This is a genomic window from Caldalkalibacillus uzonensis (assembly GCF_030814135.1).
GTDB lineage: Bacteria > Bacillota > Bacilli > Caldalkalibacillales > Caldalkalibacillaceae > Caldalkalibacillus > Caldalkalibacillus uzonensis.
Window position 1 is genome coordinate 21253 of the sequence record NZ_JAUSUQ010000012.1, and the last position, 25435, is coordinate 46687.

Sequence of the window (25435 nt, forward strand, 5' to 3'; positions counted from 1 at the left end):
CATTCTCTCTGCCTAACAGCAGTACCCGTTGTGCTGCCTGTCTAGAATCGAGGCCAAAGGGAATGTTTAAACAGAGTGGAACCGCGGGTTAAACCGTCTCTGTCAGGCAGAGGCGGTTTTTTGATTTTGCGCCTTTCATAACTACTCGGAATCGTAAGGAGGGGATTGCCATGTCTTTCTGGAAAACGATCAAGGAAGATATTCAAGCTGTGTTTGACCGGGATCCGGCAGCCAGAAGCACGTTTGAAGTGGTCATGACTTATTCCGGCTTGCATGCCATCTGGTTTCACAGGCTGGCCCATGCCTTATATAAGCGTAAATTTTTCTTTTTGGCCCGGTTTATTTCCCAATTGAGCCGCTTTCTTACTGGAATCGAAATTCATCCCGGAGCCAAAATCGGCAAAGGTTTGTTTATTGACCACGGCATGGGAGTTGTCATTGGGGAAACATGTGAAATCGGGGATTATGTCACCATTTATCAAGGTGTTACGCTGGGGGGGACAGGGAAAGAAAAAGGAAAGCGTCACCCCACCATTGAAGACCATGTGCTGATCTCCTCCGGAGCCAAAGTGCTGGGGTCCATTACTATTGGCCACCATTCCAAAGTGGGGGCCGGGTCTGTGGTGCTGAAAGATGTGCCGCCTAACTCCACGGTGGTTGGCATACCGGGACGGGTGGTGGTTCAGGACGGGGAACGCATTCCCCATGATTTGGATCATGTCAACTTGCCTGACCCTGTCGCAGATATGCTGCGTCATATGGAACAGGAAATAAATAAACTGAAAAAAGAAGTGGAAGAATTAAAGAAAGGAACGGGTGTCCATGTCCATCAAGATTTATAATACCTTGCAGCGTGCCAAAGAACCCTTTGTGCCTCTAGAAGAGGGCAAAGTGAAAATGTACGTGTGCGGTCCGACAGTGTACAATCACATCCACATTGGCAACGCCCGTCCGGCCATCTTTTTCGATACCGTGCGCCGCTATTTTGAATACAAGGGCTATAAGGTGACCTATATCCAAAACTTTACTGATGTGGATGATAAAATTATTAAGGCTGCCCAGGAAGAAGACACATCGGCCCAAGAGATCGCAGAGACCTATATCAAAGCCTATGTGGATGTGGCCGAAAAACTGAATATTAAGCCGGCCACAGCCCATCCTAAGGTCACAGAAAATATGGAGGAGATTATCGCTTTTATTCAAGAGCTGATCAATAAAGGGCTGGCCTATGAGGCTGACGGTGACGTCTACTACCGCACCCACAAGTTTAAGGAGTACGGCAAGCTGTCTCATCAAAATACGGATGAATTACTGGCCGGCGCCCGTGTGGATGTGAACGAGAAGAAGGAGTCTCCCCTCGATTTTGCTTTATGGAAAAAAGCCAAACCTGGTGAAGTGTACTGGGAAAGTCCCTGGGGCAAAGGAAGGCCCGGCTGGCATATTGAATGTTCAGCCATGATAAAAAGGTATCTGGGAGACACCATTGATATCCATGGCGGAGGAGCGGACTTGACATTCCCCCACCATGAAAATGAAATTGCCCAGACGGAAGGATTGACCCGCAAACCTTTAGCCCGGTACTGGATGCACAATGCCATGCTGACCATCAATCACCAAAAAATGTCTAAATCACTTGGCAATTTTATTAGGGTTAATGAGCTCCTCGAGCGGCATGATCCACAAGTGTTCCGCTTCTTTATGCTGAGCGGGCATTACCGCAGTCCGATTAACTATAGCGAGGAACTGTTGGCCCAGGCTGAGAATGGCATGGAACGGTTGAAAACCACCGTGGCCAATCTGGATCATGCCCTTGGTCAAGATGTTTCCGTTAACGCCAAAAAGACAAAGACTGTGACCAAATGGAAAGCCAAGTTTGAGGAGGCCATGGATGACGATTTTAACACGGCTAATGCTATCAGCGTGCTGTTTGAACTGTCCAGAGAAGCGAACACTTATCTGAATCAGGGAGAGGCAAATCCCGCCCAGTTAAAAGCTTTCCGGGACACATTGGTGGAACTGGCTGATGTGCTGGGCCTTAAGTTAGAAGAAGAAACCGGCCTGTTGGATGAAGAGATTGAACGGTTGATTGAGGAACGCTCTCGGGCCCGCCAAGCCAGGGATTTTGCGACAGCGGACCGTATCCGTGACCAATTGGCGGCCCAAGGCATTATTCTGGAAGACACCCCTCAAGGTGTGCGCTGGCGCAGAAAGTGATGATCAATGTTAAAGACGACGTTCAATTTACCCCAATCACCACACTTGTATAACGGATTAACATTGGCTTATGTGGGCGATGCCGTCTATGAGGTCTACGTCCGTATGCATCTGCTCGAGTTGGGCAAAACCCAGTCTCACCGCCTGCATCAGGCCGCAACCCGCTATGTGTCGGCCAAAGCACAAGCCAAAGTCATGAGCAGCTGGTTAGAACAAAACGTGCTGACGGAGGAAGAATTGGAGATTGTGAAGCGGGGGCGGAATGCTAAGGTGCGCACCGTCCCCAAACATACCAACCTGGCCACATATCGCTTGGGTACAGCTTTTGAAAGCTTGGTGGGTTACTTATACTTGGACAATCGTCTGGAGCGACTGGAGGCATTGATTAAAGAAGCCTATGCCATCATAGAAGGGGATGGGAACGAAGCGTGACGCAGGAATGGATTGCAGGAAAAAATCCGGTGCTGGAAGCCTTGCGTGCCCGGCATCCGCTCAACAAAATATGGATTGCTCAAGAAACAAAGAGTGCTTGGATTAAAGACTTGATCCGCCTTGCTAAGGAACAAGGCATCGTTATTCAACATGTGCCCAAGAAAAAGATTGATCAAGTGACGGGAGAGATGGCCCACCAAGGTGTCTTGGCCTTTGTGGCTGCTTACCAATACGCTGATCTGGATACACTGTTCCGCCGGGCCGAAGAGAGAGGGGAACCCCCTTTCTTGCTCATCTTGGATGGGATAGAGGATCCCCATAACCTGGGTTCCATTTTGCGGACGGCAGATGCCGTGGGGATACACGGAGTGATCATACCCAAGCGGCGGGCGGCAGGCCTGACAGCTACTGTGGCCAAAACATCAGCTGGGGCGATTCACTATGTGCCTGTTGCCAGGGTGACCAATTTGGCGCAAACCGTTGAAGCACTAAAAGCGAGGCAGATGTGGGTATGTGGGACGGATGCTGATGCTAAACAGGACTTCCGCCAGGCTGATTTTACCATACCAACGGCCGTGGTCATTGGCAATGAAGGCAAAGGGATCAGCCGCCTGCTGCGTGAAAAGTGCGATTATCATGTGAAGATTCCGCTCGCTGGCCAGGTCAGTTCACTCAATGCCTCTGTGGCCGCTTCACTGTTAATGTATGAAGTTTACCGCCAGCGCCACCCTGTTTCATAGGGGAGGATGGCCGTGGAGGAAATATTGATTGTTGACGGCTATAACATTATTGGCGCAGCGGAAGAGGGGTTGCCCTTTGCTCGGGACCGTTTGGAAGATGCCAGGGATTGGCTGATTGATAAACTTGCTGATTATCAGGGGTATACAGGAACAAAGGTCTACGTTGTTTTCGATGCCCATTTGGTTCCTGGTGTCGGCAAGGTGTACAAGGAACGCAAAATTGAAGTGATTTATACGAGAGAAAAAGAAACGGCCGACGAATGTATTGAAAAGCTGGTTCGTCGCTTAAAACGTGTCCAGCGTCAAATTTATGTGGCCACTTCCGACTACACCGAACAGCGGGTCATCTTTGCTGAAGGGGCCTTGCGCAAATCAGCCCGGGAACTGTTGATGGAACTTAATAATGTAGAGGTCAAAATCCGGCAAGACGTCCAAGAAAAATATCAACAAAAACCCAAATCTAAATTTCCGCTTACGAAGGAGATGGCTGAAATTTTCGAAAAGTGGAGAAGAGAAAGCTAGCCTTGTGTTGACGCGGTTTACGGGCTCCGGTATAATATAACATACACATCAAAAGAGGGGCTCGGAGGGATCACGTTGCGCGCACAGTGCCAGGAAAAAGACAGCCAAGTTCTTGACTTGGAACAGCTACCTGACGAAGAAGTGGTTGAACTGATTAAGCAAGGCGATCTAAAGGCGCTTGAGTACCTGATTAACAAATACAAAAGTTTTGTTCGAGCCAAAGCCCGTTCCTACTTTCTGATCGGCGCTGATCGTGAAGATATCATCCAAGAAGGTATGATCGGTCTGTACAAGTCCATTCGTGACTATAAGGAGGACAAGCTGACCTCGTTTAAAGCGTTTGCGGAACTGTGCATTACCCGGCAAATGATTACGGCCATAAAAACCGCCACCCGTCAGAAACATATCCCTCTTAATTCCTATGTTTCCTTGGACAAGCCCATCTATGACGAAGAGTCAGACCGCACCTTGCTAGATATCCTCTGTGGCACAAAGGTAACGGATCCGGAAGAATTGATCATCAACCAGGAAGAATTTGATGACATTGAAGTGAAGATGAGTGAAATTTTAAGTGATTTGGAGCGCCGGGTGTTAATGCTCTATTTGGATGGCCGGTCCTATCAGGAGATTGCCGTCGACCTGAATCGTCACGTCAAATCGATTGATAATGCCTTGCAGCGGGTGAAACGTAAACTGGAGCGCTATTTGCAAGTGCGGGAAGAAAACGCATAAGCCACAACACCAGGCAGGAAATGCTCATGTTTGGTGTTTTTTTTATGTTACTTTGTTATGCTATGATAGTTTAAAAATTTAAGTAAAAGCGGTGGACAGAATGGGGTTAAACTATACGGGAGAACGTGTCATTCCGGAGTTGATGAATCCGATGAACAGCCTGCTTTTGGAACATTTGGCCCGGTATTCGTTTGCCATTCCTTACCTGCGGGGGCGTGTACTGGATATTGCCTGCGGGTCAGGGTATGGTGCTTTTATGATGGCCAAGGTTAGGCGCAAATCGATTAAGGAGCTGGTGGCAGTTGATTATGACCACCAAACAATCGAGTATGCGCTCAAGCAGTACCATCACCCCTTGATCAACTACCGGCAGGAGGATGCGCTCGATCCTGCTTTGCCGGACAAACTGGGGCTGTTTGACACCATTATCAGCTTTGAAACCCTTGAGCATCTCCCTGATGACCGCCAATTTATGCACCAACTCTACCACATGCTGAAACCGGGAGGGACGCTTGTTCTATCCACCCCGTTTGGGCAAGGAAGGGGTAAACCGTGCCGCACTCCGTTCCATGTCCATCAACTCACTCAAGGCGAGTTTATTGAACTTTTTACGCCGTTTGCCGACGTTCAATATTATCTGCAAACAGGTGTGGCCATAGAGCGAGCGGAGGAGGAGAGCGGACGGCTCCTGACTTGCCGTCCTGGCGTCAGGTATGCCATCGGTATCGCTGTTGCCGTTAAATAAGCCACCTCCAATGTCAAGGGGTTAAATTGACATGTTTGGCCAAACTGTGCTAAAGTATGTGGGTAGGCATGTCTTTGCATGCGTTTTTTGTTTGCCCGGAAATCAATGAACGCTCTCAGTGATATAGATGAAGTCTTAATGAGAGGAGGCAGTGCCTGATGCGTGTTACAGTGACACTGGCATGCACCGTATGTCATCAACGTAACTACACGACCGAAAAAAATAAACGCCACAATACGGAGCGCATTGAGATGAAAAAGTATTGCAAGTTTTGCAATGAGCACACCTTGCATCGTGAAACCAAGTAACCTGTTTAGTTAGGTTATGAGTGATGATTGAGGAATTGGGGGTGGCAGTATGGGTTTTCTGGCCAGAATTGGCAGAGGCTTTAAAAAAACAGGGACTTTTTTCCGCGATTGTTGGTTAGAATTGAAAAAGGTACGCTGGCCTAACCGGAAGGAAATGGTTAACTATACCCTTGTTGTGATAGTGACCGTTGCCTTTGTCACGGTGTACTTTGCGATTATTGATCTGGGGCTGTCTCGCCTGCTGCAGCTATTCTTTGGAAATTAATCCAAAGGGAGGATTGGACAAAGCGTCCGACTCATGATGGAAAAAAGATGGTATGTGGTGCATACGTATGCCGGCTATGAAAACAAGGTCAAAAAAAATCTGGAAATGCGCGTAGAAACGATGCAAATGACCGACAAAATCTTTCGGGTGTTGGTTCCTCAGGAGGAAACGACCGAGATTAAAGACGGTCAAAAGAAAAAAGTGATGAAGAAGAAGTTTCCCGGCTATGTGCTGGTCGAGATGATTATGACCGATGACTCCTGGTATGTGGTGCGCAACACCCCCGGGGTAACAGGGTTTATCGGCTCCTACGGCGGCGGCTCCAAACCCACTCCCCTTCTACCGGAAGAGGTCGATGCCCTTCTCAAGCAGATGGGTATTCACGAACCGAAAGTGAAAGTTGACTTCCGCGTAGGAGATAATGTCAAAGTAAAAGAGGGTCCGTTTGCCGATTTTGTAGGTACCATTGAAGACATTTCTGACGAGAAACAAAAAGTGAAAGTCAGAGTGAATATGTTCGGGCGGGAGACACCTGTCGAGCTGGACTTTGCCAAGGTGGAAAAAGTGTAAAATTTTCCTCTTGCCCGGCTCCCATATTTTTTGCAAAAAAGATTGAAACTTCGCCGGAGTTATGTTAACTTTTATATGTTCTAGGGTTAAGGAGGTGTTTTGCTGTGGCGAAAAAAGTCATCAAAGTAGTCAAACTGCAAATCCCTGCCGGCAAGGCGAATCCTGCACCGCCCGTTGGTCCTGCCTTGGGTCAAGCTGGGATTAACATCATGGGATTTTGCAAAGAGTTTAATGCTCAAACACAAGATAAAGCGGGTTTAATCATTCCTGTGGAGATTACGGTATATGAAGACCGTTCTTTCACCTTTGTAACCAAAACGCCGCCTGCCGCTGTGCTCCTGAAGAAAGCAGCTGGCATTGAATCTGGGTCAGGTGAACCGAATAAAACAAAAGTGGCAACCATCAAACGGGACAAGGTACGTGAAATTGCTGAGATGAAAATGCCTGACCTGAATGCTGCCGATGTGGAGGCTGCCATGCGCATGGTAGAAGGCACAGCACGCAGCATGGGTATCGTTATTGAAGACTGATGCAGAGCGAGGCAGGCTGGCGGGGGAGGGGCAGAACCTGTTCCTGGGTTTCGCCTCCTGCCTCACATTGCCCTTCAATCACGTGGGAGGTTAAACCGCTAATACCACTTAAGGAGGATAAATCATGGCTAAAAGAGGCAAAAAATACCAAGAAGCTGTGAAGCTGATTGACAAGGAAAAAACATACGATTTAGAAGAAGCTGTAGAGTTGGTTAAAAAAGCGGCTACAGCCAATTTTGACGAAACGGTAGAATTAGCCGTGAAATTGGGTGTTGATCCTAAAAAAGCTGACCAGCAAATCCGCGGAGCTGTTGTGTTGCCCCACGGCACTGGTAAAACCCAGCGTGTACTGGTTTTCGCCAAAGGAGAAAAAGCCAAGGAGGCTGAACAAGCTGGTGCTGACTATGTTGGGGATGAGGATCTGATCAATAAAATTAACCAAGGCTGGTTTGAATTTGATGTGGTTGTGGCTACCCCCGACATGATGGCTCAGGTTGGTAAGCTGGGGCGTGTGTTGGGACCGAAAGGGTTAATGCCCAACCCCAAAACAGGTACGGTGACATTCGAAGTAGCTAAAGCTGTGGAAGAGATTAAAGCCGGTAAAATTGAGTACCGTGTCGATAAATCTGGTAACATTCACGTTCCCGTTGGTAAAGTATCCTTCGACACAGCCAAATTAATCAATAACATTAACACAGTGATGGAAGCTTTGATCAAAGCCAAGCCGGCTGCGGCCAAAGGCACCTACCTGCGTAATGTATCATTGAGCTCAACGATGGGTCCTGGCGTTCGTGTCACCACAACGAAATTTGCCAGTTAAGATAAACTTGACTTTTACCGCTCAAAATGATAGCATCTTGTTTGTGTTTAACTGAATAGCATCATGCTTAGACATGCCGTAGACAGAAGGTGCCCAAGAGGGCTTAATTTCCTTCCGAGGCGTGGGTCAGATTTTTCTTCATGCTGCTGGTCAGTACAGATCCAGCATTGCCCGAGAGAAATCCCTATCCTTCGTCTGTCTACAGGCGAAGGATTTTTTAATTGGGACATTTGCTTAGGAGGTGTGAGAATGGGAACAGCACTGGAGCAAAAAAAGCAGCTTGTTGAAGATATTGCCGCCAAACTGCGCGAGTCCAAAGGAACTGTTTTGGTTGATTACCGTGGCCTTGATGTTGCGGCTGTCACCGAATTGCGCAAACAATTAAGAGAAGCTGGCTGTGAATTTAAGGTGTATAAAAACACCCTGGCCCGCCGGGCAACAGAATCGATTGAATTAACCGATCTTGATCAGTATTTGGTGGGCCCCACGGCGATGGCTTTCAGCCCGGAAGATGCGATTGTGGCAGCCAAAATTTTGCACAAGTTTGCCAAGGATCATGATGCACTGGAAATCAAAGCCGGTGTCGTTGAAGGGCAAATTGTAAGCAAAGAAAAAGTGGAAGAACTGGCTGACCTGCCTTCCCGCGAAGGATTGCTGGCTATGTTGCTCAGCGTGATGCAAGCCCCTATCCGCAACTTCGCGCTTGCAGTTAAAGCTGTGGCTGAGCAGAAAGAAGAAGCGGGTGAACAAGCGGAAGCATAAACCTGCCTTATCAACAGGCAAGACGGTTAAGAGGCTTGCCGGGCGGTATGCCTAATATTAATCCAAATTGACATGAATGTGAAAAAACCATTCTAAGGAGGCTAATGTCATGACTAAAGAACAAATCATTGATGCGCTGAAAGAAATGACTGTTCTTGAACTGAATGAATTAGTGAAAGCGATCGAAGAAGAATTTGGTGTTGAAGCTGCTGCTCCGGTTGCTGTTGCTGGTGCCGCTGCTGCAGGTGCTGCTCAAGAAGAGCAAACTGAATTTGATGTGATCTTGGCCAACGCTGGAGCGTCCAAAATTAACGTGATCAAGGCTGTTCGTGAAATTACAGGCCTTGGCTTAAAAGAGGCTAAAGCCCTTGTTGATGAAGCGCCGAAACCGATTAAAGAGGGCGTATCCAAAGAGGAAGCTGAAGAAATTAAGTCCAAGCTTGAAGAAGCAGGTGCCACCATCGAACTTAAATAAGCACCCAGGGAAACCCGCTGCGAGACAGCGGGTTTTTTGCCTATTCTAAACAAATAACGAAACGTTTTTTTGTATTGAAGGAGGTCTCTTGTGACGGATGACCGAACATTACTATTCCCAGAACCCTGAAGTGGGGCATCGCTTGGAATTGATAGAAGTGACGCTGAAGGGGCAACCGTTAAAACTGTATACTGACCAGGGTGTGTTTTCCAAAAAACGGGTTGATTTCGGGACCCGTCTGTTAATTGAAACAGCTAAACTGCCCTGGGAGGGAACCATCGTGGATGTGGGTTGCGGCTATGGCCCTATTGGCCTGGCGGTGGCCAAGGAATCGGCCCGGCGCCAGGTGGTGATGGTGGATATTAATCGCCGGGCTGTAGAACTTGCACAAAAAAATGCCCGGTTGAATGATATTCACAATGTCAAAGTGATAGAGAGCAACCTTTTAGAAGCGGTCAAAGGAAAGCCGTTTGATGCTGTCCTGACCAACCCTCCCATCCGTGCTGGAAAAGCGGTGGTGTTCCGTCTGTTTGAACAAAGCTATGACGTACTGAAAGAGCCTGGTGGCGTATTATGGGTTGTCATTCAGAAGAAGCAAGGTGCGCCTTCTGCGGTTAAAAAGCTGGAAAACCTCTTTGGGCAAGTGGAGGAAGTAGAGAAGAAGAAAGGGTATCGCATTATAAAAGCCATCAAATCATGACCTTTCAATAAAATGATTGACTGTCCACTTGATTTGTGTTATTGTTATAAAATGCGAAATATAATATGCTCAGTGAGAAAGACTTTTTGGCGTTTGTCAAGAGGTTGTCCTGAAAAAGGTATGAACGTTATTTTTTTCGGGCACCCTAATACAATAGAGCATGTCTATTCAACCAGGGTCTCTTAAGCTGTAAGCTGATCCTTTTTTGTGTTTTGGAGATTACAAACAATGAGGGGTGAGAAGATGGCTCAGCTTGTTCAATACGGACGCTACCGCCAAAGAAGAAGTTATGCGCGCATTAAGGAGGTACTGGATCTTCCCAACCTGATTGAAGTTCAGCAAGCCTCTTACCAATGGTTTCTGGACGAAGGTTTAAAAGAATTGTTCGAAGAAATATCCCCCATTGAAGACTTTGCAGGCAATCTTGTCTTAGAGTTTATTGATTATAGCTTAGGAGAGCCCAAATACTCGGTTGATGAGTCTAAAGAACGCGATGTGACTTACGCCGCACCCTTGCGCGTCAAGGTGCGCTTGATTAATAAAGAGACAGGTGAGGTTAAAGAGCAAGACGTGTTTATGGGCGACTTCCCGCTCATGACTGACACCGGCACATTTATTATCAACGGTGCCGAGCGTGTCATTGTCAGCCAGCTCGTACGCTCCCCCAGTGTCTATTATAGTGAGAAAGTGGATAAGAACGGTAAAGTAGGTTACACAGCCACCGTGATCCCCAACCGCGGAGCGTGGCTTGAGTTAGAGACTGATGCCAAAGATGTGATCTATGTCCGCATTGATAGAACACGCAAGCTCCCGGTTACTGTCCTGCTCCGTGCCCTCGGCTTTGGCAGCGATCACGAGATTATTAATCTTTTAGGAGAAGACCCGTATCTGCGTCAGACCTTGGAGAAGGATAATACCGATTCCACCGAAAAGGCGCTGATTGAAATCTATGAGCGCCTGCGCCCAGGCGAACCGCCGACAGTGGAAAATGCCAAAAGTTTGCTGGAATCCCGTTTCTTTGATCCCAAGCGCTATGATTTAGCCAGTGTGGGACGCTATAAAATCAACAAGAAACTGCATATCAAGAACCGGTTGTTTAACCAGCGCTTGGCAGAAACCTTGGTGGATGCCGAAACAGGGGAAATCATTGCCGAAGCTGGCCAACTGATTGACCGGCGCACATTGGATAAGATCATGCCCTATTTGGAAAAGGGGGCTGGATTGCGTAAATATAAGCCTTACGGCGGCGTCATCGAAGATGAGATCAATGTGCAAACCATCGATGTGTTTTCCCCCCGGGAAGATGAAAGTGGCGAAATCGTGCGCATCATTGCCAACGGCCAAGTAGATAAAAAAGTAAAGCATATTACACCTGCGGATATTATTGCTTCCGTTAGCTATTTCATCAACTTGCTGCACGGGATCGGTAACACTGATGATATTGACCACTTGGGCAACCGTCGTTTGCGTTCAGTTGGCGAGCTGTTACAAAATCAGTTCCGCATTGGATTAGCCCGTATGGAACGGGTTGTTCGCGAACGGATGTCCATTCAGGATGTGAATGCAATCACGCCGCAGGCGTTGATCAATATCAGACCGGTGATTGCTGCTGTCAAAGAATTTTTTGGCAGCTCCCAGTTATCCCAGTTTATGGATCAAACCAACCCGTTGGCTGAGTTAACCCACAAACGTCGTTTGTCTGCCCTCGGACCCGGTGGTTTAACCAGGGAACGGGCAGGATTTGAGGTGCGCGACGTTCACCACTCCCACTATGGGCGGATGTGTCCCATTGAGACGCCTGAAGGACCGAACATTGGTTTGATCAACTCTTTGTCTACCTACGCTCGCATCAATGAGTATGGTTTTATTGAGACGCCCTACCGTAAAGTGGACCCTGAAACCCATCGGGTTACCAATCATATAGAGTATCTGACAGCGGACGAAGAAGACAACTATGTGATTGCCCAAGCCAACGCCCCTCTTGACGAGGAAGGGAACTTTAAGTCAGATGAGATTGTGGCCCGTTATAAAGAGGAAATATTAACCGTATCCAAGGACCGCGTAGACTATATGGACGTCTCACCCAAACAAGTGGTCTCTGTTGCTGCGGCTTGTATTCCTTTCCTGGAGAATGATGACTCTAACCGGGCTTTAATGGGTGCTAACATGCAGCGGCAAGCTGTACCGCTATTAACGCCCCGCGCTCCTATTGTGGGCACCGGCATGGAGTACAAGGCGGCGAAAGATTCAGGTGCTGCTGTGGTTGCTAAATACCCCGGTATTGTGGAACGGGTCACCGCCAGGGAGATCTGGGTCCGCCGTGTGGAAGAGGTAAACGGTAAGGAAACAAAGGGCCAACTGGATAAATACAAGCTGCTAAAATTTATGCGTTCCAACCAAGGCACGTGCTATAACCAGCGCCCCATTGTCAAGGAAGGCGACCGGATTGAAAAAGGGGATATCATTGCCGACGGCCCTTCCATGGAAAAGGGCGAACTGGCCTTGGGACAGAATGTGCTGGTTGGCTTTATGACTTGGGAAGGGTACAACTTTGAGGATGCCGTTATTTTAAGTGAGCGCCTGGTTAAGGATGACGTGTACACCTCCATTCACATTGAAGAATATGAGTCGGAAGCCCGGGATACTAAGCTGGGTCCGGAAGAGATTACCCGCGACATTCCTAATGTGGGTGAAGATGCTTTGAAGAACCTGGATGAGCGCGGCATTGTGCGCATCGGTGCTGAAATCAAGGATGGGGATATCCTTGTGGGCAAAGTGACGCCCAAAGGGGTCACCGAGCTGACCGCTGAGGAGCGCCTGTTGCATGCCATCTTTGGCGAAAAAGCCCGGGAAGTGCGCGACACCTCCCTGCGCGTACCTCACGGGGGTTCAGGCATCGTGCTCGATGTGAAGGTGTTTACCCGTGAAAATGGCGATGAGCTGCCTCCAGGCGTTAATCAGCTGGTTCGTGTCTACATTGCCCAAAAACGGAAAATTTCCGAAGGGGACAAAATGGCAGGGCGGCATGGTAACAAAGGTGTTATCGCCCGTATCTTGCCTGTGGAGGATATGCCCTATATGCCTGACGGTACACCTCTTGATGTGATGCTTAACCCATTAGGGGTCCCCTCCCGGATGAATATTGGGCAGGTCCTTGAGCTGCACCTTGGCATGGCCGGACGCTTGCTCGGGGAACACATGGCCAGTCCGGTCTTTGACGGGGCCACCGAGGAAGATGTATGGCAAACACTGGAAGAAGCGGGGATGGACAAAGATGGCAAGACTGTGCTGTATGACGGAAGGACAGGGGAGCCATTTGACAACCGCGTTTCTGTCGGTGTGATGTATATGATTAAACTGGCTCATATGGTGGATGACAAAATTCACGCCCGTTCAACCGGCCCCTATTCGCTGGTCACTCAGCAGCCCCTGGGTGGTAAAGCACAGTTTGGCGGCCAGCGCTTCGGAGAGATGGAGGTATGGGCGCTTGAAGCTTATGGTGCGGCTTACACCTTGCAAGAAATCTTAACCGTCAAGTCGGATGATGTGATTGGCCGTGTCAAAACCTATGAAGCCGTCGTCAAAGGGGAGAATGTACCTGAGCCTGGGGTCCCTGAGTCATTTAAGGTTTTAATCAAAGAGTTACAAAGCCTGGGCATGGATGTGAAGATTCTTTCCTCTGACCAGCAGGAGATCAGCATGCTGGAATTTGATGAGGATGAAGACCAAGGGGAAGGCAATCAGGCCGGCGCTGAAGCCCAAGAAGCGAAATAAGGCGGCGTCTTGCACGTGAAGGATAACTGACTAAACCTGACAAACGTGGGAGGTATGCTCCTTGATCGACGTTAATAATTTTGAGTATATGCAAATTGGATTAGCGTCACCGGATAAAATCCGCTCCTGGTCCTACGGGGAAGTTAAAAAACCGGAAACGATCAACTACCGTACGTTGAAGCCGGAAAAAGAAGGATTGTTTTGTGAGAAGATCTTTGGCCCCACCAAAGATTGGGAGTGTCACTGCGGTAAATACAAGCGCGTCCGTTACAAAGGGGTTGTTTGTGACCGGTGTGGCGTAGAAGTGACGCGCTCCAAGGTACGCCGGGAGAGAATGGGGCATATCGAATTGGCAGCCCCTGTCTCTCATATTTGGTACTTCAAAGGCATTCCGAGCCGCATGGGCTTAACGTTGGATATGAGCCCCCGGGCTTTGGAAGAAGTGATTTACTTTGCTTCTTATGTGGTCATCGATCCCGGTGAAACGCCTCTGGAAAAGAAGCAGCTGCTGTCTGAAAAGGAATATCGCAGCTACCGTGAAAAATACGGTCAAGCTTTTAAAGCGGGAATGGGTGCCGAAGCGATTAAGGAGCTGCTCTTGGATCTTGATCTTAATAAAGAAGTGGAGATGCTGAAGGAAGAACTGAAGACAGCCCAGGGCCAGCGGCGCAACCGTGCCATCAAGCGGTTGGAGGTACTTGAAGCTTTTAGGCATTCCAATAATGATCCGTCGTGGATGATATTGGATGTCTTGCCGGTTATTCCCCCTGAGCTGCGCCCGATGGTCCAGCTGGACGGTGGCCGTTTTGCCACATCCGACCTGAACGATTTGTATCGCCGGGTGATTAACCGTAACAACCGCCTAAAGCGTCTTCTAGATCTTGGGGCTCCGGAAATCATCGTTCAAAATGAAAAGCGGATGTTACAAGAAGCTGTTGATGCTTTGATTGATAACGGCCGCCGCGGCCGCCCCGTAACCGGCCCGGGCAACCGTCCGCTGAAATCGCTCAGTCATATGCTGAAAGGGAAGCAGGGGCGTTTCCGTCAAAACTTGCTCGGGAAACGTGTGGACTACTCCGGCCGTTCCGTTATTGTCGTAGGTCCGCAACTTAAAATGTACCAGTGCGGTTTACCCAAAGAGATGGCCTTGGAGTTGTTTAAGCCCTTTGTCATGAAGGAGCTAGTCCGCCGTGAAATCGCCCATAACATTAAAAGTGCCAAGCGTAAAGTAGAGCGTGTCAATCCTGAGGTGTGGGATGTTCTGGAAGATGTGATTAAAGAGCATCCGGTGCTGTTAAACCGCGCTCCCACCTTGCACCGTCTAGGGATTCAGGCTTTTGAACCGATCTTGGTTGAAGGGCGGGCCATTAAACTGCACCCATTGGTGTGTACGGCCTACAATGCGGACTTTGACGGTGACCAGATGGCCGTTCACGTGCCGTTATCGGCCGAAGCCCAAGCTGAGGCACGCATCTTGATGTTGGCGGCCCAAAACATTTTAAACCCCAAAGACGGCAAACCGGTTGTGACACCGTCACAGGATATGGTGCTGGGCAACTATTACATCAGCATGGAAAGAGCGGGGGCGATCGGAGAAGGAAGCATTTTCTACAGCCCTGCAGAAGCCATCTCAGCTTACCACAACGGTTACGTTCACCTGCATACCCGCATCGCCATTAAAGCCAGCTCTTTGAACAAAGCGGCTTTTACTGAGAAACAGAAAGATGCGTTATTGATTACGACCGTGGGCAAAATTATCTTTAATGAGATCATGCCTGAATCGTTCCCGTACATTAATGAACCGACCAAAGAAAACTTGCAGCACAACACCCCTGATAAATACTTCATTTTTGACAAAGGTGTCAATGTCAAAGAAAAGATTGCTGAAATGCCGCTTGTGCCCCCGTTTAAGAAAGGATTTTTGGGGGATATCATTGCTGAGGTGTTCAAGCGCTTCCAGATTACCGAAACATCCAAAATGCTGGACCGCTTGAAAGATTTGGGATTCTCTTACTCCACCAAGGCCGGTATTACCATTGGTATCGCCGATATTGTGGTTTTGGGCGAAAAGAAAGAGATCTTGGAACGGGCCGAAAAAGAAGTGGCAGTCGTGACCAAGCAGTTCCGCCGCGGTCTCATTACCGAAGAAGAGCGGTATGACAAAGTGATCTCCATCTGGAGCAAGGCCAAGGATGAGATCCAGGAGAAACTGATGAAGTCACTGGATCAGCTGAACCCGATCTTTATGATGGCTGACTCTGGCGCCCGTGGTAACGCCTCTAACTTTACCCAGCTGGCCGGTATGCGCGGTTTGATGGCCAACCCGTCGGGACGGATTATTGAATTGCCTATCAAGTCCAGCTTCCGGGAAGGCTTAACGGTGTTGGAGTACTTTATCTCCACTCACGGGGCGCGTAAAGGTTTGGCTGATACGGCCTTGAAGACTGCAGATTCCGGTTACCTGACCCGCCGTCTGGTTGACGTGGCTCAAGACGTGATTGTCCGCGAAGAGGATTGCGGTACAGACCAGGGTGTGGACGTCACTGCCTTGCAAGATGGGCGTGAAGTGATTGAATCGCTGACCGAGCGGATTGTGGGCCGTGTGGCTTTCGAGACGGTGAAGCATCCGGAAACCGGTGAAGTGCTGGTCCACCCCAATGAATTAATTACGGAAGATATTGCTGCCCAAATTGAGCAGGCCGGCATCAACAAGGTGCGTATCCGCAGTGTCTTTACCTGCCGTACCAAACACGGTGTCTGTCAGAAGTGTTACGGACGTAATCTGGCCACTGGTAACATGGTGGAAATTGGTGAAGCGGTAGGCATTATTGCCGCCCAATCCATTGGGGAACCAGGTACCCAGTTGACTATGCGCACCTTCCACACCGGTGGTGTTGCAGGTGATGACATCACCCAAGGTTTGCCCCGTGTGCAGGAATTGTTTGAAGCCCGCAACCCGAAAGGGCAAGCGGTTATCTCTGAAGTGGACGGTGAAGTGACGGAGATCAAGGAAGTGAAAGACCGCCGTGAAATTGTCGTCCAAGGGGAAGTGGAAGCCCGCAGTTACCCTGTGCCCTACGGCTCCCGTCTGAAGGTGAGTGTGGGTGACAAAGTGAATGCCGGCCAGGATATGACCGAAGGTTCCGTGGATCCCAAGGAACTGCTTAAAGTCCAAGGAGTACGCGGTGTACAAACCTATCTGTTAAAAGAGGTTCAAAAAGTGTATCGTATGCAAGGGGTTGAAATTGGCGACAAACATATTGAAGTGATGGTTCGTCAGATGCTGCGCAAAGTGCGCGTCATTGACCCCGGCGATACAGATCTCTTGCCCGGCGCGTTTATCGACATCCACGAATATGAGGAAGCCAACACCAAAATGTTTGCCCAAGGCGGCCGTCCGGCGACAGCGCGGCCTGTCTTGCTGGGGATTACCAAAGCTTCCCTTGAAACGGACTCCTTCCTGTCGGCTGCGTCCTTCCAGGAAACCACGCGTGTCTTGACCGATGCAGCCATTAAAGGAAAACGTGATCCACTGTTGGGCCTGAAAGAAAACGTGATTATCGGCAAGCTGATTCCGGCCGGAACAGGAATGGCCCGTTACCGTATGACCAAGGTGGTTCATGCAGCCCAAGAACAAACCATGGAAGGTGAGAAAATTCAAGCACCGGAAGTGGATCAGGATGAACCAGTGGCCATTGAAAAATGATATTGACAGGCAAACTTGAGGATGATATTATATCAATTGTGTGTCAGAAAGTCCTGTGACTTTGGAGGATGCTTATGTCTTATGAAAAAGTAAAGCAGGCACAAAAATTTAAAGTGGGCTTAAAGCAAACATTAAAAGCGGTTGAGCGGGGAGAAGCAGAAGAGGTGATCATCGCCCAAGATGCTGATCCGCACCTGATTTCTCGCATTCAAACCGCATGCGAAAACCATCAAGTTCCTGTCAGCTATGTTGATTCCATGCGCAAACTTGGCAAAGTATGCGGCATTGATGTCGGTGCCGCCAGCGTCGTCATCGAAAAGGCATAAACAGGATGTTTTTGTTCAGGCGGCAAACCGCCTGGACAAAAACTTTACTTGTGTCTTGGATGAACCGCCCGGATCTGTGTGCATGAATTGGAAGGAGGTGTCAATATGCCAACCATCAATCAGCTTGTACGCAAAGGCCGCAAAGCAAAAGTGACCAAGTCCAAATCACCTGCTCTGCAAAAAGGCTATAACAGCTTCCGCAAGGAGCAAACCAATCAAAGTTCTCCTCAAAAACGTGGTGTATGTACACGTGTAGGTACCATGACCCCCAAAAAGCCGAACTCTGCCCTGCGTAAGTATGCACGTGTGCGCTTAACCAACGGCATTGAGGTTACGGCATATATCCCTGGTATCGGCCACAACTTGCAAGAGCACAGCGTGGTGCTGATCCGCGGCGGGCGTGTGAAGGACCTGCCTGGTGTTCGTTACCACATTGTGCGTGGGGCTTTGGATACCGCTGGTGTTCAAGACCGCAAACAAGGTCGCTCCAAATACGGTACGAAGCGGCCCAAGAAATAAGCCGGCATTGATCTTTAATAACATTGATTTTAAATAAGGTTACAAGTTAAAGGATATGTAGGATAAAGGGAAGAGCCGGATGGCGCGGAAGGAGCCGTTGCCGTTCGGCCCCACTATGGTCATAAAGGAGGGAGACACGATGCCTCGCAAAGGTCCTGTACCACGTCGAGACGTACTACCAGATCCAATTTACAACAGCAAGCTGGTTACCCGCTTGATTAACCGCATTATGAAAGACGGAAAAAAAGGGAAAGCTGAGCGCATTCTGTACCGTGCCTTCGATATTGTTCGTGAGCGGACAGGCAAAGATCCAATGGAAGTTTTTGACCAGGCGCTTAAAAATGTGATGCCCGTGCTTGAAGTTAAGGCACGCCGCGTGGGTGGTGCCAACTATCAAGTACCCGTTGAGGTTCGCCCTGAACGACGCATCTCTTTAGGTTTGCGCTGGATTGTCAATTACGCCCGTCTGCGCGGGGAGAAAACGATGGAAGAGCGTTTGGCTGCCGAAATTATTGATGCGGCCAACAATACGGGAGCAGCGGTTAAAAAGCGTGAAGATACACACAAGATGGCTGAAGCCAACAAAGCATTTGCCCACTATCGCTGGTAAGCGGATGCTATATACTGCTCAAGAAAGGAGAAGAAGGTATGCCTAGGGAGTTCTCCTTAGAGAAAACGCGCAATATCGGGATCATGGCCCATATTGACGCAGGGAAAACAACCACGACCGAGCGCATCCTGTTCTATACCGGCCGCACGCACAAAATTGGAGAAGTCCATGAAGGTGCGGCAACCATGGACTGGATGGAACAAGAGCAAGAGCGTGGTATTACGATCACCTCGGCTGCAACCACTGCACAATGGAAGGGTCACCGGATCAATATTATTGATACGCCTGGGCACGTCGACTTCACCGTTGAAGTTGAGCGTTCGCTGCGAGTATTGGACGGTGCAGTGGCAGTTCTAGACGCTAAAAGCGGGGTTGAGCCGCAAACTGAAACAGTTTGGCGCCAGGCGACCACTTACCATGTGCCTCGTATTGTTTACGTCAACAAGATGGATACGGTGGGTGCCGATTTCCTAGCTTCTGTCAAAACCCTTGAAGACCGCTTGCAAGCCAAGCCGGTTCCGGTGCAGCTCCCCATTGGGGCAGAGGACACCTTCGAAGGGATTATTGACCTTGTGAGCATGAAAGCTTATTACTACCTGGATGATCTGGGCACACGCAGTGAAGCCCGGGAGATTCCCGATGATTACAAGGAGTTAGCTGAGGAATGGCGCACGCATTTGATTGAAACCGTGGCTGAAACTGATGAAGAATTAATGATGAAATATCTTGAAGGTGAAGAGTTGACCGTTGAAGAAATCAAGGCTGCGCTGCGTAAAGGAACATGTAACCTTGAATTTTATCCTGTGTTCTGTGGTTCTTCTTACAAGAACAAAGGCGTTCAGCTTTTACTAGACGGCGTTGTCGATTACCTACCTTCCCCGCTGGATATTCCGGCCATTAAAGGTGTGCTGCCGGATAGCGAGGAGGAAGTCACTCGTGAGGCTGATGACAACGGACCGTTTTCTGCTCTGGCCTTCAAGATTATGTCTGATCCCTATGTGGGTAAACTAACATTCTTCCGAACTTACTCCGGTACACTGAAATCCGGTTCTTACGTGCTCAACTCTACGAAGGGCAAACGGGAACGCATTGGGCGTATCCTGCAAATGCATGCCAATCACCGGGAAGAAATCTCCGAAATCTATGCCGGTGAAATTGCAGCTGCGGTTGGCTTGAAAGATACCACAACGGGTGATACATTGTGCGATGAGAAAAACCCGGTTATCTTAGAGTCTATGACTTTCCCAGAGCCCGTGATTAAGCTGGCCATTGAGCCCAAAACCAAAGCGGACCAGGAGAAAATGGCCATCGCCCTGGCAAAACTGTCTGAAGAAGACCCCACTTTCCGTACGGAAACGGACGAAGAAACTGGACAAACCACCATTGCCGGTATGGGTGAGCTTCACTTGGACATTATCGTAGATCGTCTGAAACGGGAGTTCAAAGTGGAAGCAAATGTGGGCAACCCGCAAGTGGCCTACAAAGAAACCTTTACCACACCGGCCAAAGTGGAAGGGAAGTTTATTCGCCAGTCCGGCGGACGCGGTCAATACGGCCATGTATGGATCGAATTCGAACCGCTGGAAAGAGGACAAGGCTTCGAATTTGTGAACAAAATTGTCGGTGGGGTTGTGCCTAAAGAATACATTCCTGCCGTACAGCAAGGTGTCGAAGAAGCCATGCAAAATGGTGTCTTAGCCGGTTATCACATGGTTGACTTAAGGGCAACCCTCTTTGATGGAAGTTATCACGATGTGGACTCCAGTGAGATGGCCTTTAAGATTGCTGCCTCCATTGCTTTGAAAGAAGCAGCCAAAAAATGTAACCCTGTCTTGCTCGAGCCCATTATGAAAGTAGAAGTGGTTGTACCTGAAGAATACATGGGTGACGTGATGGGTGACATCAACTCCCGCCGCGGACGTGTCGAAGGTATGGATACGCGTGGTAACGCCCAAGTGATTCGGGCCATGGTGCCACTGTCCGAAATGTTTGGTTATGCAACAGCACTCCGTTCCCGCACCCAAGGCCGGGGAACATACACCATGGTCTTTGATCATTATGAGGAAGCACCGAAATCCATTGCTGATGAGATCATTGAAAAGTCAAACGCCTAAAGGGTATACCTATTGCAAGGTCAGTTTTCATGTTGTAAGCTAAGAAAGGATTCACTTATCCACCGTCCGGTGATGGATCCTTTCTTGCTACACATAAACTTATACTTAAAACCAATTCTCTTAATTAAAGGAGGAACATCATAATGGCTAAAGAAAAATTTGAACGTACCAAGCCGCACGTTAACGTTGGTACGATTGGTCACGTTGACCATGGTAAAACCACTTTAACTGCCGCAATTACGACTGTATTAGCTCAAGCTGGTAAAGCTCAAGCTCAAGCATATGATGCCATCGACAAAGCACCTGAAGAGCGTGAGCGCGGAATCACTATCTCTACCGCACACGTTGAGTACGAAACTGACAATCGTCACTATGCTCACGTTGACTGCCCGGGACACGCTGACTATGTTAAGAACATGATTACCGGTGCTGCTCAAATGGATGGTGCCATCCTGGTTGTATCTGCAGCTGATGGTCCGATGCCCCAAACTCGTGAGCACATCCTGCTGTCCCGTCAGGTAGGCGTGCCAGCGATCGTTGTCTTCCTGAACAAATGCGATATGGTTGACGACGAAGAATTGCTGGAACTTGTTGAAATGGAAGTGCGTGACCTGCTTTCTGAATACGAGTTCGATGGAGACAACGTACCAGTGATCAAAGGTTCCGCTCTGAAAGCATTAGAAGATCCTTCCAGTGAGTGGGGTCAAAAAATCCTTGAATTAATGGATGCTGTAGACGAGTACATCCCCACACCTGAGCGTGATGTGGACAAACCGTTCCTGATGCCTGTTGAGGACGTCTTCTCCATCACTGGTCGTGGTACGGTTGCCACTGGCCGCGTTGAGCGCGGTGTTATCAAAGTGGGCGACGAAGTAGAAATTCTTGGTTTAACTGAAGAGCCTAAGAAAACCACTGTCACTGGGGTAGAGATGTTCCGCAAAATCCTTGACCAAGCTGAAGCTGGTGACAACATCGGTGCCCTTCTGCGCGGTATTGACCGTGACGAAGTTGAGCGTGGTCAGGTGCTGATTCAACCTGGTACTGTTAAAGCTCACAAGAAATTCAAATGCCAAGTTTACGTGTTAAGCAAAGAAGAAGGTGGTCGTCATACGCCATTCTTCTCCAACTATCGTCCGCAGTTCTACTTCCGCACCACTGACGTAACCGGCGTTATCAAGCTGCCTGAAGGCGTTGAAATGGTGATGCCTGGCGACAACGTTGAAATGGAAGTTGAACTGATCTCTCCAATTGCCATTGAAGATGGAACCCGCTTCGCTATCCGCGAAGGCGGACGCACTGTAGGTGCTGGCGCCGTTACTGAAATTATTGAGTAAGGGCCAGAACCTTGTGCTTATCCTGATTTGGGCCAGTCATAACAACAAGCCGTGTAGAACCCTCTCTACACGGCTTGTTTTGTGCAGCTGGTTTGTGGACTATAATTTTCCTTCATTAATTAGGGTGGAAAAAACCCGGTGAAACTTGCGTTTTGCGCTTATTTATTATATGATAGTCAAGTGCCTGACAGGATAGCCGAAACTTTCCTTGCATGATGCTGTAGAATTCGGTATAATATTTCCTGTTGGTTTTTAAACATGCGATGAAGCAGGAGGTTACCGACACACCCGGCCCCTTTGCCATGGCAGGGGTGTTGGATATTTTCTGCAGAGTAGGTCTGATTTTAAATTGGGCGAAAAGGAGGGACAAAAATGGCAAAACAAAAAATCAGAATTCGTTTAAAAGCGTATGATCACAGAATCCTGGACCAGTCTGCGGAGAAAATCGTAGACACGGCCAAACGGTCCGGAGCGGAGGTGTCCGGTCCAATCCCGTTGCCGACTGAAAAAGCGGTTTATACGATATTACGTGCCGTGCACAAATACAAAGACTCTCGTGAACAGTTTGAGATGAGAACGCACAAACGTTTAATCGACATCTTGAACCCAACACCGCAAACCGTAGACTCACTGATGCGTCTTGATCTGCCGAGCGGTGTTGATATTGAAATCAAATTGTAATGTTTGATATGGAGACTATTGTTTTTGAGGATAGGAAGCTTAAAAGAACAATGTGATTAGGAGGTGGACTTCATGACCAAGGGTATCTTAGGTAAGAAGCTGGGCATGACCCAAGTATTTGCAGAAGACGGGACGCTTATTCCTGTAACGGTGATCCAAGCTGGTCCGTGTGTCGTCATGCAAAAGAAAACCGAAGAAAACGATGGTTACGAAGCCATTCAGCTTGGTTTTGAGGATAAAAAAGCACACCGTGCCACTCGTCCGGAAAGAGGGCATGCCGGCAAAGCTAACACGACGCCTAAGCGCTACATTAAAGAGATTCGTGGCGTAGATTTGAATCAATATGAAGTTGGTCAGGAAGTAAAAGTAGATATTTTTGAAAACGGAGAATATGTGGATGTGACAGGTACATCCAAAGGGAAAGGATTCCAGGGTGCCATCAAGCGTCATGGTTTTTCCCGCGGACCAATGTCACACGGCTCCCGTTATCACCGTGGTCCTGGTTCTCTAGGTGCCATCGATCCGATGCGGGTCTTCAAAGGCCGCCCGTTACCTGGACGCATGGGCCATGACCGGGTGACCATTCAAAAGCTTGAAGTAATTAAAGTGGATCCTGAGCGCAACCTGTTGTTAGTGAAAGGTTCCGTACCAGGGCCCAAAAACAGCTATGTGATGGTTCGTTCTTCTGTTAAGGCTTAATGGGAAACGTTTGGATGAAAGGAGGAAATATCATGCCTAAAGTAACACTATATAACCAAAACGGCTCTTCAGTTGGTGAAATAGAACTGGCCGACAGTGTCTTCGGCATTGAGCCTAATCAACACGTGCTCCATGATGCAGTCGTGATGCAGCGTGCTGCGATGAGAGCCGGCACACATGCGACCAAAAACCGCGCCGCTGTTCGTGGTGGTGGACGTAAACCCTGGAGACAAAAAGGAACTGGCCGTGCCCGCCATGGTTCAATTCGTGCGCCTCAATGGGTTGGCGGTGGCGTTGTGTTTGGACCAACCCCACGCGACTATGGTTATAAATTACCGAAAAAAGTTCGCCGCTTAGCCATTAAATCTGCTCTTTCTTCTAAAGTGAAAAACGAGGAAATTAAAGTGCTGGAAAGTTTACAGCTTGCACAACCCAAAACGAAAGAAATGGTCAACATCCTCAAAAACTTGGATGCTAACCGCAAAGCGTTAATTGTGACTGACAGCTATGATGACAACGTGGCGCTGTCCAGCCGCAACATTCCGGGAGTCACCTTTGTGACTGCTGAAGGGATCAATGTGCTGGATGTTTTAACCCATGACACATTGATTATCACCAAGGATGCTGTAGCCAAAGTGGAGGAGGTGTTTCAATAATGAAAGATCCTCGCGACATCATCAAGCGTCCGATTATTACTGAGCGCTCCACTGATATGATGGAACAAAACAAGTATGTGTTTGAAGTGGACGTTAAAGCCAACAAAACGGAGATCAAGAAAGCCGTTGAGCAAATTTTTGACGTTAAAGTGGTTAAGGTGAACACCATTAACATGAAGAAAAAACCGAAGCGGTTTGGACGTTTCAGTGGGTTTACTCCCCGCCGCAAAAAAGCAATCGTCCAACTGTCTGAGGACAGCAAGCCGCTGGAGTTTTTTGAAGGTGCGTAAGGTAAATTGACGAAAGGAGGACATGAGCATGGGTGTTAAAAAATATAAACCAACTTCTCCTGGCCGTCGTAACATGTCTGTTTCAACATTTGAAGAAATTACGACGGATCAGCCAGAAAAATCCTTGCTTGCCCCGTTAACAAAAAAAGCGGGACGTAACAACCAAGGCCGGATTACCACTCGTCACAGAGGTGGTGGTCATAAGCGCAAATACCGCATCATTGACTTCAAACGCAACAAAGATGGAGTTCCCGGTCGTGTGGCTACGATTGAGTATGATCCCAACCGTTCAGCCAATATCGCACTGATTCACTATGTAGACGGCGAAAAACGCTATATCTTACACCCCAAAGGATTAAAAGTGGGTGACATGATCGAATCCGGTCCTGAAGCTGACATTAAGGTGGGTAACGCACTGCCTTTGGAAAACATCCCTGTGGGTACCGTCATTCATAACATTGAGCTCAAGCCCGGTAAAGGCGGACAGTTGGTTCGTGCTGCTGGTACGGAGGCCCAATTGCTTGGTAAAGACGGCAACTATGCCATCGTTCGTCTCAACTCTGGTGAGGTGCGTATGATCCGTAAAGAGTGTCGTGCGACGATCGGTCAAGTCGGCAATGTGGATCATGAACTTGTGCGCATCGGTAAAGCGGGCCGTTCCCGTTGGCTGGGCAGACGTCCGACTGTACGCGGATCAGCGATGAACCCTGTTGATCACCCGCATGGTGGTGGTGAAGGTAAAGCACCGATTGGACGCAAATCACCGATGACACCTTGGGGCAAACCAACACTGGGTTATAAGACACGTAAGAAGAACAATCCATCTGACAAGTATATTATTCGCCGTCGCAAAAAGTAATGTTTTAGTGATAAGTATCGTGTCTAACAATCGTTTGAAGGGAGGGACCATT

Annotated in this window: 27 protein-coding genes and 2 other annotated features (1 of these 29 cut by a window edge); all 27 genes read left to right on the forward strand. The window is 48.7% G+C overall.

Annotation, left to right across the window (positions count from 1 at the left end):
- Window positions 1–104 (forward strand) — a binding site (T-box leader); it begins 188 nt to the left of the window's first position.
- A 66-nt stretch (window positions 105–170) separates the two neighbouring features.
- The 27 genes from epsC to rplB all read left to right on the forward strand — a co-directional run bounded on the left by epsC (window position 171) and on the right by rplB (window position 25383).
- Window positions 171–842 carry a serine O-acetyltransferase EpsC gene (epsC, locus tag J2S00_RS14580; protein ID WP_307341295.1) on the forward strand — a complete coding sequence of 224 codons (672 nt, stop codon included), beginning with the start codon at window positions 171–173 and terminating at the stop codon, window positions 840–842.
- Window positions 823–2214, forward strand: a complete 1392-nt coding sequence (cysS, locus tag J2S00_RS14585; RefSeq protein ID WP_307341298.1) for a cysteine--tRNA ligase — start codon at window positions 823–825, stop codon at window positions 2212–2214. Before epsC ends, cysS begins: the two co-directional genes overlap by 20 nt.
- Window positions 2215–2220: 6 nt before the next feature.
- On the forward strand, window positions 2221–2646 hold the full coding sequence (locus J2S00_RS14590; protein WP_307341301.1) for a Mini-ribonuclease 3: 426 nt from the start codon (window positions 2221–2223) through the stop codon (window positions 2644–2646).
- Entirely contained in the window at window positions 2643–3386 is a 744-nt protein-coding gene (rlmB, locus tag J2S00_RS14595; protein WP_307341304.1) for a 23S rRNA (guanosine(2251)-2'-O)-methyltransferase RlmB, read from the forward strand. Before J2S00_RS14590 ends, rlmB begins: the two co-directional genes overlap by 4 nt.
- Window positions 3387–3392: 6 nt before the next feature.
- Window positions 3393–3908, forward strand: a complete 516-nt coding sequence (locus tag J2S00_RS14600) for an NYN domain-containing protein (RefSeq protein ID WP_307341306.1) — start codon at window positions 3393–3395, stop codon at window positions 3906–3908.
- 117 nt (window positions 3909–4025) lie between these two features.
- Window positions 4026–4640 (forward strand): RNA polymerase sporulation sigma factor SigH, encoded by a 615-nt coding sequence (gene sigH, locus J2S00_RS14605; RefSeq protein WP_370875884.1) that lies wholly within the window; start codon window positions 4026–4028, stop codon window positions 4638–4640.
- A gap of 100 nt (window positions 4641–4740) precedes the next feature.
- Window positions 4741–5385 carry a methyltransferase domain-containing protein gene (locus J2S00_RS14610; protein ID WP_307341312.1) on the forward strand — a complete coding sequence of 215 codons (645 nt, stop codon included), beginning with the start codon at window positions 4741–4743 and terminating at the stop codon, window positions 5383–5385.
- 158 nt (window positions 5386–5543) lie between these two features.
- Window positions 5544–5693, forward strand: a complete 150-nt coding sequence (gene rpmG, locus J2S00_RS14615; protein WP_307341315.1) for a 50S ribosomal protein L33 — start codon at window positions 5544–5546, stop codon at window positions 5691–5693.
- Window positions 5694–5742: 49 nt separating this feature from the next.
- On the forward strand, window positions 5743–5958 hold the full coding sequence (gene secE / locus J2S00_RS14620; RefSeq protein ID WP_307341318.1) for a preprotein translocase subunit SecE: 216 nt from the start codon (window positions 5743–5745) through the stop codon (window positions 5956–5958).
- A gap of 36 nt (window positions 5959–5994) precedes the next feature.
- Window positions 5995–6528: a transcription termination/antitermination protein NusG gene (gene nusG / locus J2S00_RS14625; RefSeq protein ID WP_307341321.1), complete on the forward strand. Its 534-nt coding sequence runs from the start codon at window positions 5995–5997 to the stop codon at window positions 6526–6528.
- A gap of 104 nt (window positions 6529–6632) precedes the next feature.
- The gene (rplK, locus tag J2S00_RS14630; protein WP_307341323.1) at window positions 6633–7058 is read left to right on the forward strand and encodes a 50S ribosomal protein L11; all 426 of its coding nucleotides are present in this window, start codon (window positions 6633–6635) and stop codon (window positions 7056–7058) included.
- Window positions 7059–7182: 124 nt separating this feature from the next.
- Window positions 7183–7878, forward strand: a complete 696-nt coding sequence (rplA, locus tag J2S00_RS14635) for a 50S ribosomal protein L1 (RefSeq protein WP_307341325.1) — start codon at window positions 7183–7185, stop codon at window positions 7876–7878.
- 58 nt (window positions 7879–7936) lie between these two features.
- Window positions 7937–8107: a sequence feature (ribosomal protein L10 leader region), on the forward strand.
- Between the two features lie 20 nt (window positions 8108–8127).
- A complete protein-coding gene (gene rplJ / locus J2S00_RS14640; protein WP_307341327.1) occupies window positions 8128–8640 on the forward strand; it encodes a 50S ribosomal protein L10 in 513 nt (170 codons plus the stop codon).
- 109 nt (window positions 8641–8749) lie between these two features.
- The gene (rplL, locus tag J2S00_RS14645; protein WP_307341332.1) at window positions 8750–9115 is read left to right on the forward strand and encodes a 50S ribosomal protein L7/L12; all 366 of its coding nucleotides are present in this window, start codon (window positions 8750–8752) and stop codon (window positions 9113–9115) included.
- A 97-nt stretch (window positions 9116–9212) separates the two neighbouring features.
- Complete coding sequence (locus tag J2S00_RS14650) at window positions 9213–9815, forward strand: class I SAM-dependent methyltransferase (protein ID WP_307341335.1); 603 nt, start codon at window positions 9213–9215, stop codon at window positions 9813–9815.
- Between the two features lie 243 nt (window positions 9816–10058).
- Window positions 10059–13589 carry a DNA-directed RNA polymerase subunit beta gene (rpoB, locus tag J2S00_RS14655; protein ID WP_307341338.1) on the forward strand — a complete coding sequence of 1177 codons (3531 nt, stop codon included), beginning with the start codon at window positions 10059–10061 and terminating at the stop codon, window positions 13587–13589.
- A gap of 61 nt (window positions 13590–13650) precedes the next feature.
- Window positions 13651–17295 carry a DNA-directed RNA polymerase subunit beta' gene (gene rpoC / locus J2S00_RS14660; protein ID WP_307341341.1) on the forward strand — a complete coding sequence of 1215 codons (3645 nt, stop codon included), beginning with the start codon at window positions 13651–13653 and terminating at the stop codon, window positions 17293–17295.
- 74 nt (window positions 17296–17369) lie between these two features.
- Window positions 17370–17621: a 50S ribosomal protein L7ae-like protein gene (locus J2S00_RS14665; protein WP_307341344.1), complete on the forward strand. Its 252-nt coding sequence runs from the start codon at window positions 17370–17372 to the stop codon at window positions 17619–17621.
- A 105-nt stretch (window positions 17622–17726) separates the two neighbouring features.
- On the forward strand, window positions 17727–18140 hold the full coding sequence (gene rpsL / locus J2S00_RS14670) for a 30S ribosomal protein S12 (protein ID WP_307341346.1): 414 nt from the start codon (window positions 17727–17729) through the stop codon (window positions 18138–18140).
- A gap of 139 nt (window positions 18141–18279) precedes the next feature.
- Window positions 18280–18750, forward strand: a complete 471-nt coding sequence (rpsG, locus tag J2S00_RS14675) for a 30S ribosomal protein S7 (protein WP_307341349.1) — start codon at window positions 18280–18282, stop codon at window positions 18748–18750.
- Window positions 18751–18788: 38 nt separating this feature from the next.
- Window positions 18789–20864, forward strand: a complete 2076-nt coding sequence (fusA, locus tag J2S00_RS14680; protein ID WP_307341351.1) for an elongation factor G — start codon at window positions 18789–18791, stop codon at window positions 20862–20864.
- 143 nt (window positions 20865–21007) lie between these two features.
- The gene (gene tuf / locus J2S00_RS14685; protein ID WP_307341354.1) at window positions 21008–22198 is read left to right on the forward strand and encodes an elongation factor Tu; all 1191 of its coding nucleotides are present in this window, start codon (window positions 21008–21010) and stop codon (window positions 22196–22198) included.
- A 372-nt stretch (window positions 22199–22570) separates the two neighbouring features.
- Window positions 22571–22879, forward strand: a complete 309-nt coding sequence (gene rpsJ / locus J2S00_RS14690) for a 30S ribosomal protein S10 (RefSeq protein WP_307341358.1) — start codon at window positions 22571–22573, stop codon at window positions 22877–22879.
- A gap of 72 nt (window positions 22880–22951) precedes the next feature.
- A complete protein-coding gene (gene rplC / locus J2S00_RS14695; protein ID WP_307341360.1) occupies window positions 22952–23578 on the forward strand; it encodes a 50S ribosomal protein L3 in 627 nt (208 codons plus the stop codon).
- A gap of 32 nt (window positions 23579–23610) precedes the next feature.
- Window positions 23611–24234: a 50S ribosomal protein L4 gene (rplD, locus tag J2S00_RS14700; protein WP_307341362.1), complete on the forward strand. Its 624-nt coding sequence runs from the start codon at window positions 23611–23613 to the stop codon at window positions 24232–24234.
- Window positions 24234–24524 carry a 50S ribosomal protein L23 gene (gene rplW / locus J2S00_RS14705; RefSeq protein WP_307341365.1) on the forward strand — a complete coding sequence of 97 codons (291 nt, stop codon included), beginning with the start codon at window positions 24234–24236 and terminating at the stop codon, window positions 24522–24524. The genes rplD and rplW overlap by 1 nt, the downstream gene beginning before the upstream one ends.
- Before the next feature lie 28 nt (window positions 24525–24552).
- Window positions 24553–25383 carry a 50S ribosomal protein L2 gene (rplB, locus tag J2S00_RS14710; protein ID WP_307341368.1) on the forward strand — a complete coding sequence of 277 codons (831 nt, stop codon included), beginning with the start codon at window positions 24553–24555 and terminating at the stop codon, window positions 25381–25383.
- Window positions 25384–25435: the final 52 nt, after the last annotated feature.

Excerpts from the sequence above, each read along its gene's own strand:
- epsC (WP_307341295.1), top strand. The coding sequence starts at position 171 with ATGTCTTTCTGGAAAACGATCAAGGAAGATATTCAAGCTGTGTTTGAC.
- cysS (WP_307341298.1), top strand. The coding sequence starts at position 823 with ATGTCCATCAAGATTTATAATACCTTGCAGCGTGCCAAAGAACCCTTT.
- J2S00_RS14590 (WP_307341301.1), top strand. The coding sequence starts at position 2,221 with ATGTTAAAGACGACGTTCAATTTACCCCAATCACCACACTTGTATAAC.
- J2S00_RS14600 (WP_307341306.1), top strand. The coding sequence starts at position 3,393 with ATGGCCGTGGAGGAAATATTGATTGTTGACGGCTATAACATTATTGGC.
- J2S00_RS14610 (WP_307341312.1), top strand. The coding sequence starts at position 4,741 with ATGGGGTTAAACTATACGGGAGAACGTGTCATTCCGGAGTTGATGAAT.
- rpmG (WP_307341315.1), top strand. The coding sequence starts at position 5,544 with ATGCGTGTTACAGTGACACTGGCATGCACCGTATGTCATCAACGTAAC.
- secE (WP_307341318.1), top strand. The coding sequence starts at position 5,743 with ATGGGTTTTCTGGCCAGAATTGGCAGAGGCTTTAAAAAAACAGGGACT.
- nusG (WP_307341321.1), top strand. The coding sequence starts at position 5,995 with ATGGAAAAAAGATGGTATGTGGTGCATACGTATGCCGGCTATGAAAAC.
- rplA (WP_307341325.1), top strand. The coding sequence starts at position 7,183 with ATGGCTAAAAGAGGCAAAAAATACCAAGAAGCTGTGAAGCTGATTGAC.
- rplJ (WP_307341327.1), top strand. The coding sequence starts at position 8,128 with ATGGGAACAGCACTGGAGCAAAAAAAGCAGCTTGTTGAAGATATTGCC.
- rplL (WP_307341332.1), top strand. The coding sequence starts at position 8,750 with ATGACTAAAGAACAAATCATTGATGCGCTGAAAGAAATGACTGTTCTT.
- J2S00_RS14650 (WP_307341335.1), top strand. The coding sequence starts at position 9,213 with ATGACCGAACATTACTATTCCCAGAACCCTGAAGTGGGGCATCGCTTG.
- rpoB (WP_307341338.1), top strand. The coding sequence starts at position 10,059 with ATGGCTCAGCTTGTTCAATACGGACGCTACCGCCAAAGAAGAAGTTAT.
- J2S00_RS14665 (WP_307341344.1), top strand. The coding sequence starts at position 17,370 with ATGTCTTATGAAAAAGTAAAGCAGGCACAAAAATTTAAAGTGGGCTTA.
- rpsL (WP_307341346.1), top strand. The coding sequence starts at position 17,727 with ATGCCAACCATCAATCAGCTTGTACGCAAAGGCCGCAAAGCAAAAGTG.
- rpsG (WP_307341349.1), top strand. The coding sequence starts at position 18,280 with ATGCCTCGCAAAGGTCCTGTACCACGTCGAGACGTACTACCAGATCCA.
- fusA (WP_307341351.1), top strand. The coding sequence starts at position 18,789 with ATGCCTAGGGAGTTCTCCTTAGAGAAAACGCGCAATATCGGGATCATG.
- tuf (WP_307341354.1), top strand. The coding sequence starts at position 21,008 with ATGGCTAAAGAAAAATTTGAACGTACCAAGCCGCACGTTAACGTTGGT.
- rpsJ (WP_307341358.1), top strand. The coding sequence starts at position 22,571 with ATGGCAAAACAAAAAATCAGAATTCGTTTAAAAGCGTATGATCACAGA.
- rplC (WP_307341360.1), top strand. The coding sequence starts at position 22,952 with ATGACCAAGGGTATCTTAGGTAAGAAGCTGGGCATGACCCAAGTATTT.
- rplD (WP_307341362.1), top strand. The coding sequence starts at position 23,611 with ATGCCTAAAGTAACACTATATAACCAAAACGGCTCTTCAGTTGGTGAA.
- rplW (WP_307341365.1), top strand. The coding sequence starts at position 24,234 with ATGAAAGATCCTCGCGACATCATCAAGCGTCCGATTATTACTGAGCGC.
- rplB (WP_307341368.1), top strand. The coding sequence starts at position 24,553 with ATGGGTGTTAAAAAATATAAACCAACTTCTCCTGGCCGTCGTAACATG.